Raw genomic sequence first — 13,155 nt, 5'->3', positions numbered from 1 at the left:
CCACAAAACGCCTAAGACAATCGACAAGCAGAAAAACCGACGCAATAGACCCCCCTTATGCGAAAAGCCTTTTAATCCGGAAGCCGCACACGGTTATGCCTTAGCGCGATATCTTGCCACGCTCCAGGCGAGATCGAAACGCCCAGTTCCGCTCACGCTATAGCTTAAAGGGGAAAGCCGAGACAGAATCCAGGAGGTATTTTTCCAGAAATTCGGGCGGATATTGCATGTATCAGCGGGATTAATTGTCGGGCTGACTAACGGGCGGCTATAAGCACAGCAAATCATCGATGAGCCACATGGACCGTCGGGCGTCTCGGCAGGCGAAAAAATCTGTGGGTACCTTTTGCGGCAGAGGGGCGCTGCAACGGCGATTTGGCGAAACTAGTTGGCCCAGGGATCGAGCGTCTCGCCTTTACTGCTCAGCTTGTCCTCTTGGCGCGATTAACTTCGCCTAGCCGAAAAACCCTGTGACCCAATTGCGTCGACCTCTTTATGCCCTATAATACGCCCTCTAAATCAGGCAAAATAGCTTCCAATGGTCACTCCCAAATCCCGCGCAACAACAACCAAGACAACAGCGTCCGTCCGCCGCAAATCACGGGCAAAGGCCGCGGCCGATTTTCCAGCCGGGCTGGAGCCCGCGCCCTTGGTTGCGGACCTTATGAATCACCGGGGCTTGGTCACCGTGGATAAAGTCGCGACGACATTCGGCATGTCAAAGGGACAAATCGCTGAAACCGTCGGTTTGAGCCGCGAGGCGTTCTACAAGCTCGCCCGGTTGGAGGCGCCCAAGACCCAGTCCCGTCTCAAGGAAATGCTCGAGATCGTGTCGCGCGTCTCGGATTGGGCAGGCGGCAAGGAGCAGGCGATGGCCTGGTATCGCGCCCAGCCGATCGCCGCTTTCGGCGGGCGCACGGCAGAGTCCCTGGTGAAGGACGGGCAAGCCGGCGCGCTACGCGATTACCTCGATCATATCGCGCAAGGCGGCTTTGCTTGAGATTTCAGGCGACCTGCTACAGGGCGCATGATCCGCGTTGGTCTTTTGCTCCGCTCTCGGGGGCAGGCGCCGCGATACGCGGGGCGCGCTTCAACCCGAAAGGCGCGCCGGCGCTCTATCTCGCGCTCACGATCATGACAGCCGTCAAGGAGATCAACCAAGGCTTCGCGCACAAGATCGAACCCTGCGTGCTCTGCTCATACGACATCGACTGCGAAGATGTTGTCGATCTTCGAACCGAAGATCATCGCAAAACCGCTGGCGTCTCTCTGGACGATATGGCCTGCGCCTGGTTCTCTGACATTTCGCAGGGGCGGGAGCCGGCTTCTTGGCGAGTCGCTCAGCGGCTCATGAATGCCGGCGCTGTGGGCATCCTCGTCCCGAGCTTCGCGCCGGGAGCCAGCGAGACTGACCAAAACCTTGTTTTGTGGAAATGGGGCGAGCATCTCCCTCACAAAGTTTCTGTCTACGATCCAAGCGGCCGCCTGCCAAAAGATCAGCTCTCCTGGAAATGATCCGAAGACGCCATTCTTAGACCAGCGTCATTTCGAGCCGGCTGAAAGCGCGAGGCTGATAAGCCGCGCCGCGTCTTCGATTTCCTGAGGCTTGGTCAGAACATCCGGACAGACCCGCAAAACGTCGCCGCGCGCATCGCAGACGACGCCCGCCTCCTCGAGCCTGCGCACGCAGTCTCTGGCTTGCGGCGTGCGGATCGCGAGGAAGGCGCCGCGCGGCGCGCCGGGATGTAGAGTCTCGACCCCATTTGCGGCAAGCAGGTCTTGGAGCCGTGCGCAGTGCGCGAGCGAATGGGCGCGCAGCCGCTCCACGCCGATCGCGCGTGTGAATTCGAGACCGGCGCGCGCCTGATAAAAGGGCGCGATGGCCGGTGTGGACTCGAGCCAGCCGTCGCCGCCGGCCGCTACGCGCGCTTCCTCCGCCCGGGTGAAGTTGAAAGGCTCTGGGCGCGCGAACCAGCCCGTGTCCAAGGTGCGCATCGTCGCGAGCCGTCGCGGATGCGCATAGAGCCAAGCGGCGCCCGGCCCGCCGCGCAAATATTTGTAGGAACCGCCGATAGCGAAATCGATGTCGAGGCTTTGAACATCGACCGGCAGAGCGCCGGCGGCGTGGTAGAGGTCGACGAGAACGCAAGCCCCCTGCTCTCGCGCCGCATGCACGATCGCCCCCGCATCCTGCAACCACTGCCCGGTGTCGTAAAAAACGAGAGAAAAAACGACGAGATCGGGCTTTTGCCCCAGCGCGTCGATGACGTCCACTTCCCGGTACAGCCGGTTCGCGTGCGGCGCGATCCATTGCAGTTCGACGCGTCCGCGCCCGGCGAAGCTTTTGAGCACGAAGTCAATCGAATCGAATTCGCTGCGCGTCGTCAGCACGCGGATCGGCCTGTCGAAACAGTTCAGCACCGCCCGCAGCCCCTGGCCGGCGCTCGTTTTCGGAACAATGCATCCCGATTCCGGCGCATTGATCAAAGCGCCCACATTGGCCCGAAAAGCGCCTACCTCTGCGAGCCATTCTTCCCAGGCGCCGTCGAGATTGTCATACCAGGCAGCCGTATAGCGCTCGAGGTCCGCCTGCATCCTGTCGAGCGGACGCCCGAGAGAATGGTTCGCGAGACAAATTGTGCCCGGATTCGTTCCGAGCACACGGGAAAATAGCGGATCGACGCAGCGCCGCAGCGATGCGTCCTGTAGAGGTCCCGGCCCGAGAGCGGCCACGGCAGTCGTGATGTCATCCATCACGCCGATCCGATCCGTGTGCGAACATCGAGCAGTTCGGGGAAGAAGACATAGTCGACGATCCGCCGCAAGAAGGCGACGCCTGACGAGCCTCCGGTTCCTTTCTTGAAGCCGATGATGCGTTCCACTGTTTTGACGTGCCGGAAGCGCCAGAGCTGGAACAGCTCGTCTATGTCGATAAGCTTTTCGCACAAGGCGTAGACCGGCCAATGGGCGGAAGGCTCCGCATAGATGCTCTCGAACACCGGCACGAGGGCCGGATTGCGCACATAGGGCGCGCTCCAGTCCCGGCTAAGACAGGATTGAGGCACCGCGTGGCCATGTCGCGCCAGATAGCGCTGAAATTCGTCGTAAAGGCTCGGGCTTTCGAGCTCTCGGCGAAGCTCCTCGCAGATTTTTGGGTCATGCGCAAAAAGCTGGAGAACATCCTTCTGCTTATTGCCAAGAATGAATTCGACGGCGCGATACTGGTAAGATTGCAGGCCCGACGCCGGCCCGAGCATGGGACGGAATTTGGCGTAATCGCTTGGCGTCAGCGTTTCGAGCACCGACCATTGATCGAAGAGCTGCCGCTCGATGCACTTCACGCGAGAAAGAATTTTCTCGCAGGGGTCGAGCGTGTCGCGCATGATGGCGCTGCGGGCGGCGCGCAGCTCATGCAAGATGAGCTTGAACCATAGCTCCGCCACCTGATGCTGGATTATGAACAGCATTTCGTCGTGCTCGGCGCTGAGCGGGCGCTGAGCGCTCAATAAGGTGTCGAGCTTCAAATAATCCGCATAGGTCATACGCCCAGCAAGGTCGCGATCGATCTGGTCTTCGAGTGGACGGACCGGCTGTGTCTCTGTCATCTTCATGGCTCAGCAGTGACTGCCTCAAAGCGTCGGGACCTGGGGCGCCAGGCCTAATCGCTCGCATGACTCCATGCGAGCGGAAGCGCGCTAGACAAGGGGCTATTGCGCTCATGAGGGCATATGTAATAGCCACTCCGAGGTTGGTCGATTGCATATGCAAAACCGAGAAGGCGCCTCGATCGCCATAACAGCCGAAAGCCAAGCATGTTCGCCGAAGCAAGAAAAAAAGCCGCCAAATTAGGTCTCGACGCGACGCGCCGTCACATTTTCCTCTGCGTGAAATGCAGCCAGCAGGCCTGTTGCAGCGACGAACTGGCCGCCCGATCCTGGGACCATCTCAAGAAAAGGCTGAAGGAGCTCGGCCTGAGCGAGGCTGGCGGCGTCCAGCGCACCAAAGCGGACTGCCTCCGAATTTGTTCTAGCGGGCCTGTTGCGGTCGTCTATCCAGAGGGCGTCTGGTACGGGCGATGCACTCCAGAGAACCTCGATAAGATTATCGAAGAGCACCTTGTTGGCGGCACGGTCGTCGACGCGCTGCGCATTGCCGGGCCAACGGCTGCGTATTCTTGAGGCTCGCGCGGAGCTCGCCGAGACAAAGGCGGGCGCTGTGACTTCCTGGCTGGCGCCTTGGGTCTCGCCCGATTTGAAGATCGGCGTATTGGTGGAAAGCGGCGTCACGGAAATGACGAGCCATTTCATGCGCGCCGAATGGGTTTTGATCAGAATGCGCTGACCCGCGCGAGCGTAGAAAACATCTTCATGCGTCTGCCAGCCCTGCAGCGTCCCACGCACATGGATCGGCAAGTGACCATAATGATGCCTTTTCTCGACGGCGAACGCCGGAGACGCCCAGAGAGCGAAAAGGACAGCCGCGAGAAGACCCGCCTTCATTCTAACGATCCTCTCTCCCCTGCCCTTGTCTGCCGATGATTCCATGCGGGCGGAAAGCGCGCTAGACGCTGCGCGCGGCGGGCGGCGCGGCGCCCTCCCCGTCTCGGTGCAAGGTGAGCGGCCCGAACTGACGGGCTTGCGGATCGTAGCCGAAGACCTCGCCCGTCTCGATCTTGTAGACCCAGCCGTGCAGATTGAGATTACCCTGCGCAAGGCCGGAGGCGACGACCGGATGTGTGCGCAGATTCTCGAGCTGCATCAGCACGTTTTCCTGAACGGCGACGTTGAGCAGGCGCGTCGGATCGGCTTCTGGATATTTGTCCCGCAGGATCCGCCGAGTCGACTCGGCGTTGGCGAGCCAGTTCGTGAGCGCGGGGAATCGCGCAGGCGGCGGCGGATCGAGGATCGCCTCCACGGCGCCGCAATGGGAATGGCCGCAGACGACGATGTCTCGCACGCCGATCGCCGCTACTGCGAACTCGATCGTCGCCGCCTCGCCGCTGTGAGGATTATAGGGCGGCACGAAATTGCCGGCGTTGCGCATGATAAAGAGCTCGCCTGGCGCTGTCTGGGTGAGAAGATTGGGATCGATGCGCGAATCCGCACAGGTGATGAACATTGTTTCGGGCCTCTGGCCAAGCGCCAGGCGCTCGAACAGCGCGCGCTGCGAGCCAAAGATTTCACTCTGGAAATGATGGAGACCCTCGACAAGCCGCTGCATCGCCTTCTCCTTACCGGGCCTCCTAAAAAGATGACGGCCTCCGGAGTGAATTCAAGCAAGCGGCCCGCGCTTTCGGCGCCGCTGGGCTGGTAGAATGAGGCGCTCCCATTATTTCTCCTCAGAAACATGCGAGGAGAAGACGCCGATGGAGTCACTGAAGGCGCCGCTTGCGCGAACATTCGGACACGACCTTTTCGCCTCCATCGTCGTCTTTCTGGTGGCGCTGCCGCTTTCAATGGGCATCGCAATTGCCTCCGGCGTGCCCATGGAAAAGGCTGCGCCGGTGGGTCTCGTGACGGCGATCGTCGGCGGCCTGGTTGTTGGACCGCTGTCCGGCAGCCCCTTGCAAGTGAGCGGCCCCGCAGCGGGCTTGACCGTTATGGTCGCCGCATTCATTCAGAAATTCGGCTTCGAAGCGCTCGGGATCATTGTTGCGATCGGCGGATCGATCCAGGTTCTTGCCGGGCTTCTCCGGCTAGGTCCCGTGTTTCGCGCCGTGTCCCCGGCGCTCATTCAGGGGATGCTCGCGGGCATCGGCGTGCTGATTTTCGCCTCGCAATTTCACGTCATGGTCGACGACGCGCCGCCGGGCACGGGCCAGGAGTTCGGCGGCGTGATCAATCTGTGGTTCATCCCCGAAGCGGTGTTCAAAGGAATTACCGTAGCTGAGCATCGACCCGCCGCGATTATCGGCCTTCTGACGATCACGATCGTCGCCTTATGGTCTGTTCTCGCGCCGAAAGCGCTGAGGCTCGTGCCGGCGGCGCTGCTCGGCGTCGTCGCCGCCACCGCGGCTGCGGCCATATTCGATCTCGACATGAGGCGCGTGCCCGTGCCGGAGAGCCTGCTCGACGCGGCGCGTGCGCCGAGCCTCGCCGATCTCGACGCCTTGCGCGACATTGGCGTCTGGCTCGCCGGTCTGTCGCTCGCCTTCGTCGCCAGCGCCGAATCGCTGCTCACCGCTACGGCGGCAGATTCACTCCAGCGCCATGCCGAGCGCACGCGTTACAGCCGTGAGCTCGTCGCGCAGGGGACAGGCAATATTCTGTGCGGCCTCTTGAACGTCTTGCCGCTGACCGGCGTTATCGTGCGCACCTCCGCCAACATCATGGCGGGCGGGCGTACGCGCCTTTCGGCGTTCCTCCATGGGGCCTGGATGCTGCTTTTCGTGCTGCTGCTGCCGCAACTGCTCGGCATGATTCCAATCGCCGCCCTCGCCGCCATTCTCGTTTACACCGGCGTGAAGCTCGTGAAGGTGGACTTCGCTACGGATCTCTGGAGACAGGATCGCATCGAGGCGCTCGTCTTCGGCGTCACTTTCGCGGGCGTGGTTGGATTCGATCTTCTGACAGGCATATTGCTCGGCATCGGCGTATCGCTGGCGAGGCTCGTCTACACTTTCTCTCATCTCGACATTCGAGTCGAAAAGGACGAAGCTTCAGGCGTCGCTCATGTGTTTCTCGACGGCGCCGCGACCTTCATCCGTCTGCCGAGGTTCGCCGGCGTTTTCGAGAAGATTCCGGCAGGATATGACGCGCATATTCATCTGAGCGGACTCACTTATATCGACCACGCCTGCCTGACGATGCTCATGGACTGGGGCGAGAATTTCGAAGCGGCGGGCGGCCGCCTCCATCTCGACTGGGACGTCGTGCACCGGCTCTTCGAAGAAAAGGCTTGGCGCCCGGCGAATGCGACCTGAGCGCGACGCAAGGAATGCAGCAGTGGACCGCTTCCAAATCCTTCCGCATCTCGCCGCGCTCGGCGCGGCCTATGTCCTCGCCCTGCCGATCGGATGGGATCGGGAAAAGGAAGACCGCAGCGCTGGGCTGAGAACCTTCCCGCTCGTGGCGATCGCGTCTTGTGGTTTCATTCAGGCTGCGGAGTCGATCCTCGTGAATTCGCCCGAAGGGGTTGCGCGCATCGTCGAGGGAGTCGTCACCGGCATCGGCTTCATCGGCGGCGGCGCGATCCTCAAGACTGGCGCCTCGGTTCATGGGACGGCGACGGCCGCAAGCCTTTGGGCGACAGGCGCGGTCGGTGTCGCCGTCGCGCTTGGAAGCTACGACGTTGCGATCGCCATCGCGACCTTGACCTTCGTGACGCTGAAGCTCATCACGCCCTTCAAAGTGGAAGAAGAGTCGGAAGACGCGCATTCCAAGCGAGACGGCGGGACCTGATTTTTCCTGTTCAGCGCTATTGCGATCCCGTTCCCACCGCCACCGCCGCCGCATATGTCTGGATCTGACGCAGATGCTGCATAACGGTCGGCAAGACCTCTGAAGCGAGGCCCTTGAGCGCCGGGTTCAGACCGGACCCGATCTCATAGGACAAAAGCTGCGCAGCCTTTTGATGTTCGGCGAGCTGATACATCCAGAAGCGCCTGTCGAAGTCAGGACCGCTCGCGCTCCGCAACTCGTCCAGCAGAGCGGCGCGCTCCTTGTCGAGAGCTGCAGGCGCAGACACGCCGGCGTCCCTCGCAATGGCGGCGAGCCGCTCGCCCAACGCTGCGTGATCTTTCGTCATACGCTCGCTGAATTGCGCGACCGGGGCGTCGGCGCGTTTCTGTCCGCCGAGCTGCGCGACTTCAGCTCCGGCCATGCGGTTCACCGCCGCCGCGCGCAGGAAAAACCTGTCCGCGTCGTTGAACGTGCTGGCTTCGCGCGTCGCTATTGCGCTTCCTTTCGCGCTGGGCGGCGGCGCCAAGGCGGGATTTCCTGCGCCTGTCCGCCTGTCTGGCGCTTGCGCGAGAGCCGGCCAAGCCAAAGCGACGAGAATGAGCGGAAAATAGCATATGCGCATGCTGAGGCCCTTTCGGAAATCTCGCGTCTCTATCGCTACAGCGTCAGCATATAGGCGACGAGCGCGTCCTTCTCTTCCTGCGTGAGCTTCACGCCCAACACGAGGTTGAAGAATTCAACCGTATCGGCGAGCGTCAACAGACGGCCGTCGTGCAGATAGGGCGGCGTATCTTTTATCCCTCGCAAGGTGAAGGTCTTGATCGGCCCGTCGGGCAGCGCCACCAGCCCGTTGATCGTCTGCCCGATCTCGTAGAACCGTTCGAGCTTCAGATCATGCATATTGTTGTCGAGGAAAGACGTCTGAGGGATGTGACACTCGGCGCAACGCCCTTTGCCGAGGAAGAGTTTCTCGCCCGAAAGCTCCTGCTGCGTCGCCTTTGCGGGATCGAGCCTGCCTGTCGGGTCGAGTTTCGGAGCCGGCGGGAAATCGATGATGTTCTGCATTTGCGCCATCATCGCGACTTGATCCGGCCGGTTGGGAAGGTGGACGCCCTTACGCTGCGCGCTGACATGATCGCCATTGAAATAGGCGGTGCGCTGCTCGAATTCGGCGAAATCCTCCACGGACCGCAGCGAGCGCTTGGACCCGTGGATTTGCTGATTGAACATGCCCCGAAGACTGACCGTATCGAGGCGGAAGCGCGAAGCCTGGGGTCGAACGTCGGGGGTGAGGTGAAAAGCGGCGTTGGTGTGAAAATTCGAATGGCAATCGAGGCAACTGATGCCGAGCGATTGCTCGGCGACCTTGCGATCTTCCGTTTGGTTGAATTCCTCCTGCGGGAATGGCGTCAGCAGGAGGCGCAATCCTTCGAGCTGCACCGGCGTCAGGAACCCGACCATCATGGAATAATGGTTCTTGATGGTCAGGAGCTGTCCGCGAGATACGTCGCCGAGTTCGGGGTGGGTGGTCAGAAAAATCGGCGGGGGAAATTCCGGCGTTAAATGCGCGGGCAAATCGAAATCCACGTCGAATCGCTTCAGGTCGCGCCCCTCTTGCCGATTGATCTCGTCGATCTGTTGCTTTGGAATGACCTGGCCGCCCGTCGCCTGCTTGACGTGCGGAAGCGGCATGAAGCCCGCGGGCAATAAACCTTTCTTGCGGATGTCGTCGGGGGTCATCGACGCGAGGCTGTCCCAGGAGACGCCTTGCGGCAATCTGACGCGAACGGCGCCCTGCACCGGCTTGCGCCCGCCGGACATCATCGCGCCCGGCTGAGCGCGGTCCGACAGGTCGTAGCGCTCCTGCATCAGCGATTGCTGCCGCTGCATAACGCCCGGCTTTTGCGCTTCGTCCTCGGCCCTCACTGCGTCGAAAGGCTGGGTCGGCAACGGCCGATAGGTCGCGTCGGGCGGTAACGGATCGGCCGTCGCGCAGGACGTCGCTACAACAAACGCGATCGGCGCAATCGAGGAAAGCGCGTGACGGAACATGTGGGCCTCCCGCAGCGAACCCCTGCGTCCTCCGAACGCAGCACATGTCTCAACAATTCCCAGTTCATCGAGTTCCGACAGCGACGCTTGGTCGGTCGCGTGAAGAGCTGCGACCTTCCTCGGATCCTGTCCTCGAGCTGAGCTGTTAGAAGCGTCGCCGCTCGGCGGTGAAGCCATCGCCTCGGGCAGGAAATCGGCGCCGCGCTTCGGCCTACGCTCCGCGGGCACAGAGGTTCTGCACTATTCAATCCGCCTCATATTAGTGCGACCGGCGTGCTGCTTGCTTAGTTTGCAGACATGGCCGCCTCCAAAATACTCAGCCTTAAACTGGGCAAAATCAGCGGTGCCCCGCAATCAGTTAGCGCCATGGGATAACGCGTCCCTGTCTTCATTTGGCTCGCCCTTTGCATTCTCCCACGCCAGATGCGCCGACTTTGGCGCCAGCTCCCAATGATGGGTCACGCAGCAACGCCGCTGCTCCAGAACTTGCCGCAACCGTGCGGCGGTTCTGGGCAGCGGCGTTTTTTTGTTTTCAGCGAGCCGCTCTTTCGCGCGCGTCGAGCTGAAGGAGCGAGGGGGAGATATGAGCAAGAGAACGATGAGCAGAATCGGCAACGCCCTTTTTATGCTCTGCCTCGCCGCGTCTGGCGCCTGGGCGGATGGCGCGCCGAAAAGCGAGGTGACCCCGCCGCCGCAACCCTTGCCGCCGCAACCCTTGGCGCCGGCGCCGCTTGGGGTCTTCGGCGCCGACATGCCGCCAGCCGGTAAGCTGATTTTGTCGATCGTCCCGCAGTTCCTCGGACGGTCGACGTCGCTCGAAGGCGCGCGCCCTGTCTCCTCGCAGGAGATTGTCGCGACGACGCCTTGGTTTTTCGACCCGCGGCAAAAATTGCGCGGCGTGCCGCAAAGCGCTCTTCAAGCGGTTCAGACCGTCCAATTGGCCTATGGCGTGACGAAAGTTCTCTCGATCGTTGTCGGGACGGGCATGACTGAAAAAAATCTCAGTTTTCTCACCTTCAAGGGACTGAGCGGGATTACGCCTCTCGGCATGAGCTACACGGGAACCGACAGCATATCGGATACAACGGCGTCAGCGATCTGGCGCGTTTATGAAGATCACATCAATCGCGTGCAGGTCAATGTCGGCATGTCGTTCCCGACCGGGAGCAACCACAACACATTTACCTTGTTGCAACCGAACGGAACCTACGCAACGACGCGCGCCTTTTATGCAATGCAGATCGGGACGGGGACATTCGACGCAATGCCCGGCGTCGTTTACGCCGGCCAACTGAATAATTGGTCCTGGGGCCTGTCTTATCGCGGGCGTTTTCCGCTGGCCGCAAATCCGGAAGGCTATCGGTGGGGCGATCTCCACGAATTTACCGGGTGGGGCGGATATAGCTGGATCCCCGGCGTGACGACGACATTTCGCGTGACAGGCAGCCTCGAAGGCCCAATCCGAGGCTTCGACTGGAACATCGCTGGAAAGGCGCAGGCGGCGAATCCGAATTTCTATGGCGGCCAGCGCGTGGAGCTCTTTGGCGGCGCGACGATCAGCGGCAAATTGGTGGGGTATGAAAATGTCCTTCTTGCAATCGAAGCCGGGCTGCCGGTCTATCAGAATCTAAACGGCCCTCAGCTATCGAAAGCGTGGCAAGCGGGGCTGGCGCTGCGCTTCAAGATCTAGGGCCTCGCGCCGCAGCAGAAACTGGCGAAGCCAAAGGCGCCTGCTGGCGCTTCTCCAGCCATCGCGCTTAATGTAAATGGGCGCAAACCCAATTCCTGCGGATACAGGGCCGTGAAAATCGTTATCGTCGACGAAAACCCGATCCGCGCAGTCATCCTCGAAGAGGGCTTGCGAGAGGCGGGGCTTGGGCAGGTCCAGCGGATAGGCGAGATGAACAATCTTCTCGCGCGAATCTACGCCATCGATCCGGATGTGATTCTGATCGACCTCGAAAACCCGTCTCGAGACACGCTGGAGCAGATGTTTCAGGTGAGTCGCGCCGTGCGCAGGCCCGTCGCCATGTTTGTCGACCAGAGCGACGCCGTTTCGATACAAAGATCCGTCGATGCGGGCGTATCCGCCTATATCGTCGACGGATTGAAGAAAGAGCGCATCAAATCCATACTCGACCTTTGCGTCTCGCGGTTCAACGCCTTTTCCAAGCTTCAAAGCGAGCTCGAGCGTGCGAAAGACGACCTCGAGCAGCGGAAAGACGTCGACCGTGCGAAGGGCATATTGATGAAGTCGAAGAACATCTCCGAGGACCAGGCTTATCGGCTGATGCGCAGCGCCGCGATGCGGGAAAACAAGAAGATTGGCGACATCGCCAGATCGATCATTATGGCGAGAGAGCTGCTGAAATGAAAATTGTGCGGATTGGCTTCATCCCGCTCGTCGACGCGGCGACTTTGCTCATAGCGGTCGACAAAGGATTTACGGCAGAGGAAGGTCTGGACGTCCAGTTGGTTCGGGAGGCGTCATGGTCCAATATTCGTGACAAATTGGCCATAGGCTTGTTCGACGCCGCTCATCTCCTTGCGCCAATGGCCGTGGCTTCGAACCTCGGCCTTGGACATGTAAAGGCGCCGCTCGTCTCTCCCATCAGCCTCGCCATGAACGGCAACGCAATCACTTTGTCGCGCAAGCTATTTCTCGAGCTGCAAGAAGCTTCTGATGACAGGCTTTCAGATCCCGCAGCAAGCGCCAGGGCGCTCGGGAAGATCGTTCGAAAACGCGCGGAGCACGGCGACGAGCCTCTGACATTCGGGATGACGTTTCCCTTCTCGATGCACAACTATGAACTTCGCTATTGGCTGGCCGAAGGCGGAATCGACCCGGACGAGGACGTACGACTAGTCGTGCTTCCGCCGCCCTATATGGTCGAAAGCTTAACGAGAGGGCAGATCGACGGCTTCTGTGTTGGCGCACCCTGGAGCTCCTTGGCCGTCGACGCCGACGTCGGAATCATTCTTCACTTTGGTTGCGAAATCTTCTCCCGCGCGCCGGAGAAGGTCTTGGCCATGCGCGAGGCCGCTGCGGCGGATGATCCAGACGTCGCGGCCGCTTTGGCGCGCGCGATCTCTCGGGCGGCGACGTATGTCGATGATCCGATGAACCGCGACGACGTCGTAAGCGTGTTGGCGCGTCCGGATTACATTGGCGTCGGTCACGCCGCGATCCGGGGCACGCTCGCGGGGCGAATAAACCTCGACTCGGAGGGCGGCGCGCGCGCATGTGAAGATTATCTCATATTTGGAAAAAATAACGCCTGCCGGCCCGATCCTCGCCATGCCGTTTGGATTTATGCGCAAATGCTCCGCTGGGGCCAAGCTCGCTTTTCTACCGAGCTCGTGGAGATTGCGAAAGCAGTCTATCGCGCCGATCTTTATGACGCTGCTATTGGCGTTCGGGAGGTCTCGTCCCAATCGCTTCCCGACGTCGTCGGCGCTTTTGCGGGGCCTGATCTCGACGAGCGTGATCTCGATTCTTATTTGAACGGCTTTGACATCGGCTCGAAAATTTGAGCGCCCAGTCTCTAGGCAATCAAATTATGTTTTGAGCTAGCGGCGCCCCTGAAGTAAGCGCCAAAGACAATAATCGACAAGCTTGCAAGTTGGCGCATTCGTCGGGGAGCCGGCGATTTCTCGCGAGATGGACTCGCATTGGGGAAGTTGCGCGGATTTGGCCCGCTTC

13 protein-coding genes are annotated in these 13,155 nt (G+C 60.7%); 7 read left to right on the top strand and 6 right to left on the bottom strand.

The window, feature by feature from the left end; all coding sequences use genetic code 11:
- Positions 1 to 664: 664 nt before the first annotated feature.
- Positions 665 to 1,000: an antitoxin Xre/MbcA/ParS toxin-binding domain-containing protein gene (locus tag JJT62_RS12655; protein ID WP_202073323.1), complete on the top strand. Its 336-nt coding sequence runs from the start codon at positions 665 to 667 to the stop codon at positions 998 to 1,000.
- Positions 997 to 1,515, top strand: a complete 519-nt coding sequence (locus JJT62_RS12650; RefSeq protein WP_202073133.1) for an RES family NAD+ phosphorylase — start codon at positions 997 to 999, stop codon at positions 1,513 to 1,515. The genes JJT62_RS12655 and JJT62_RS12650 overlap by 4 nt, the downstream gene beginning before the upstream one ends.
- A 27-nt stretch (positions 1,516 to 1,542) precedes the next feature.
- On the opposite strand, the gene JJT62_RS12645 is transcribed toward JJT62_RS12650, so the two are convergent.
- The 4 genes from JJT62_RS12645 to JJT62_RS12630 form a co-directional block, all read right to left on the bottom strand.
- Positions 1,543 to 2,754, bottom strand: a complete 1,212-nt coding sequence (locus tag JJT62_RS12645) for an aminotransferase class V-fold PLP-dependent enzyme (protein WP_202073132.1) — start codon at positions 2,752 to 2,754, stop codon at positions 1,543 to 1,545.
- Positions 2,754 to 3,605, bottom strand: coding sequence for a tryptophan 2,3-dioxygenase (locus tag JJT62_RS12640; RefSeq protein ID WP_202073131.1), 852 nt, complete (start codon positions 3,603 to 3,605; stop codon positions 2,754 to 2,756). The genes JJT62_RS12645 and JJT62_RS12640 overlap by 1 nt, the downstream gene beginning before the upstream one ends.
- Positions 3,606 to 3,845: 240 nt before the next feature.
- Positions 3,846 to 4,499, bottom strand: coding sequence for a hypothetical protein (locus JJT62_RS19170; protein WP_246744866.1), 654 nt, complete (start codon positions 4,497 to 4,499; stop codon positions 3,846 to 3,848).
- Between the two features lie 61 nt (positions 4,500 to 4,560).
- Positions 4,561 to 5,220 carry a carbonic anhydrase gene (locus JJT62_RS12630; RefSeq protein ID WP_202073129.1) on the bottom strand — a complete coding sequence of 220 codons (660 nt, stop codon included), beginning with the start codon at positions 5,218 to 5,220 and terminating at the stop codon, positions 4,561 to 4,563.
- Positions 5,221 to 5,365: 145 nt separating this feature from the next.
- On the opposite strand from JJT62_RS12630, the gene JJT62_RS12625 reads away from it, so the two are divergent.
- Together JJT62_RS12625 and JJT62_RS12620 are read left to right on the top strand one after the other, a co-directional pair.
- The gene (locus tag JJT62_RS12625) at positions 5,366 to 6,922 is read left to right on the top strand and encodes a SulP family inorganic anion transporter (protein ID WP_202073128.1); all 1,557 of its coding nucleotides are present in this window, start codon (positions 5,366 to 5,368) and stop codon (positions 6,920 to 6,922) included.
- A gap of 22 nt (positions 6,923 to 6,944) precedes the next feature.
- Complete coding sequence (locus JJT62_RS12620; RefSeq protein WP_202073127.1) at positions 6,945 to 7,400, top strand: MgtC/SapB family protein; 456 nt, start codon at positions 6,945 to 6,947, stop codon at positions 7,398 to 7,400.
- 16 nt (positions 7,401 to 7,416) lie between these two features.
- Here JJT62_RS12620 and JJT62_RS12615 read toward each other — a convergent pair whose 3' ends face one another.
- Positions 7,417 to 7,926: a DUF4142 domain-containing protein gene (locus tag JJT62_RS12615; protein WP_202073126.1), complete on the bottom strand. Its 510-nt coding sequence runs from the start codon at positions 7,924 to 7,926 to the stop codon at positions 7,417 to 7,419.
- Positions 7,927 to 8,057: 131 nt separating this feature from the next.
- A complete protein-coding gene (locus tag JJT62_RS12610) occupies positions 8,058 to 9,452 on the bottom strand; it encodes a cytochrome B6 (RefSeq protein WP_202073125.1) in 1,395 nt (464 codons plus the stop codon).
- 583 nt (positions 9,453 to 10,035) lie between these two features.
- Here JJT62_RS12610 and JJT62_RS12605 point away from each other — a divergent pair.
- The 3 genes from JJT62_RS12605 to JJT62_RS12595 all read left to right on the top strand — a co-directional run bounded on the left by JJT62_RS12605 (position 10,036) and on the right by JJT62_RS12595 (position 12,986).
- Complete coding sequence (locus JJT62_RS12605) at positions 10,036 to 11,142, top strand: alpha-amylase (RefSeq protein ID WP_202073124.1); 1,107 nt, start codon at positions 10,036 to 10,038, stop codon at positions 11,140 to 11,142.
- A gap of 111 nt (positions 11,143 to 11,253) precedes the next feature.
- On the top strand, positions 11,254 to 11,826 hold the full coding sequence (locus JJT62_RS12600; RefSeq protein ID WP_202073123.1) for an ANTAR domain-containing protein: 573 nt from the start codon (positions 11,254 to 11,256) through the stop codon (positions 11,824 to 11,826).
- Positions 11,823 to 12,986, top strand: coding sequence for a CmpA/NrtA family ABC transporter substrate-binding protein (locus JJT62_RS12595; protein ID WP_202073322.1), 1,164 nt, complete (start codon positions 11,823 to 11,825; stop codon positions 12,984 to 12,986). Before JJT62_RS12600 ends, JJT62_RS12595 begins: the two co-directional genes overlap by 4 nt.
- Positions 12,987 to 13,155: the final 169 nt, after the last annotated feature.

This window comes from Methylocystis sp. Sn-Cys, from assembly GCF_016745395.1.
Lineage (GTDB): Bacteria > Pseudomonadota > Alphaproteobacteria > Rhizobiales > Beijerinckiaceae > Methylocystis > Methylocystis iwaonis.
This window is presented reverse-complemented; position numbering and strand designations above follow the sequence as displayed.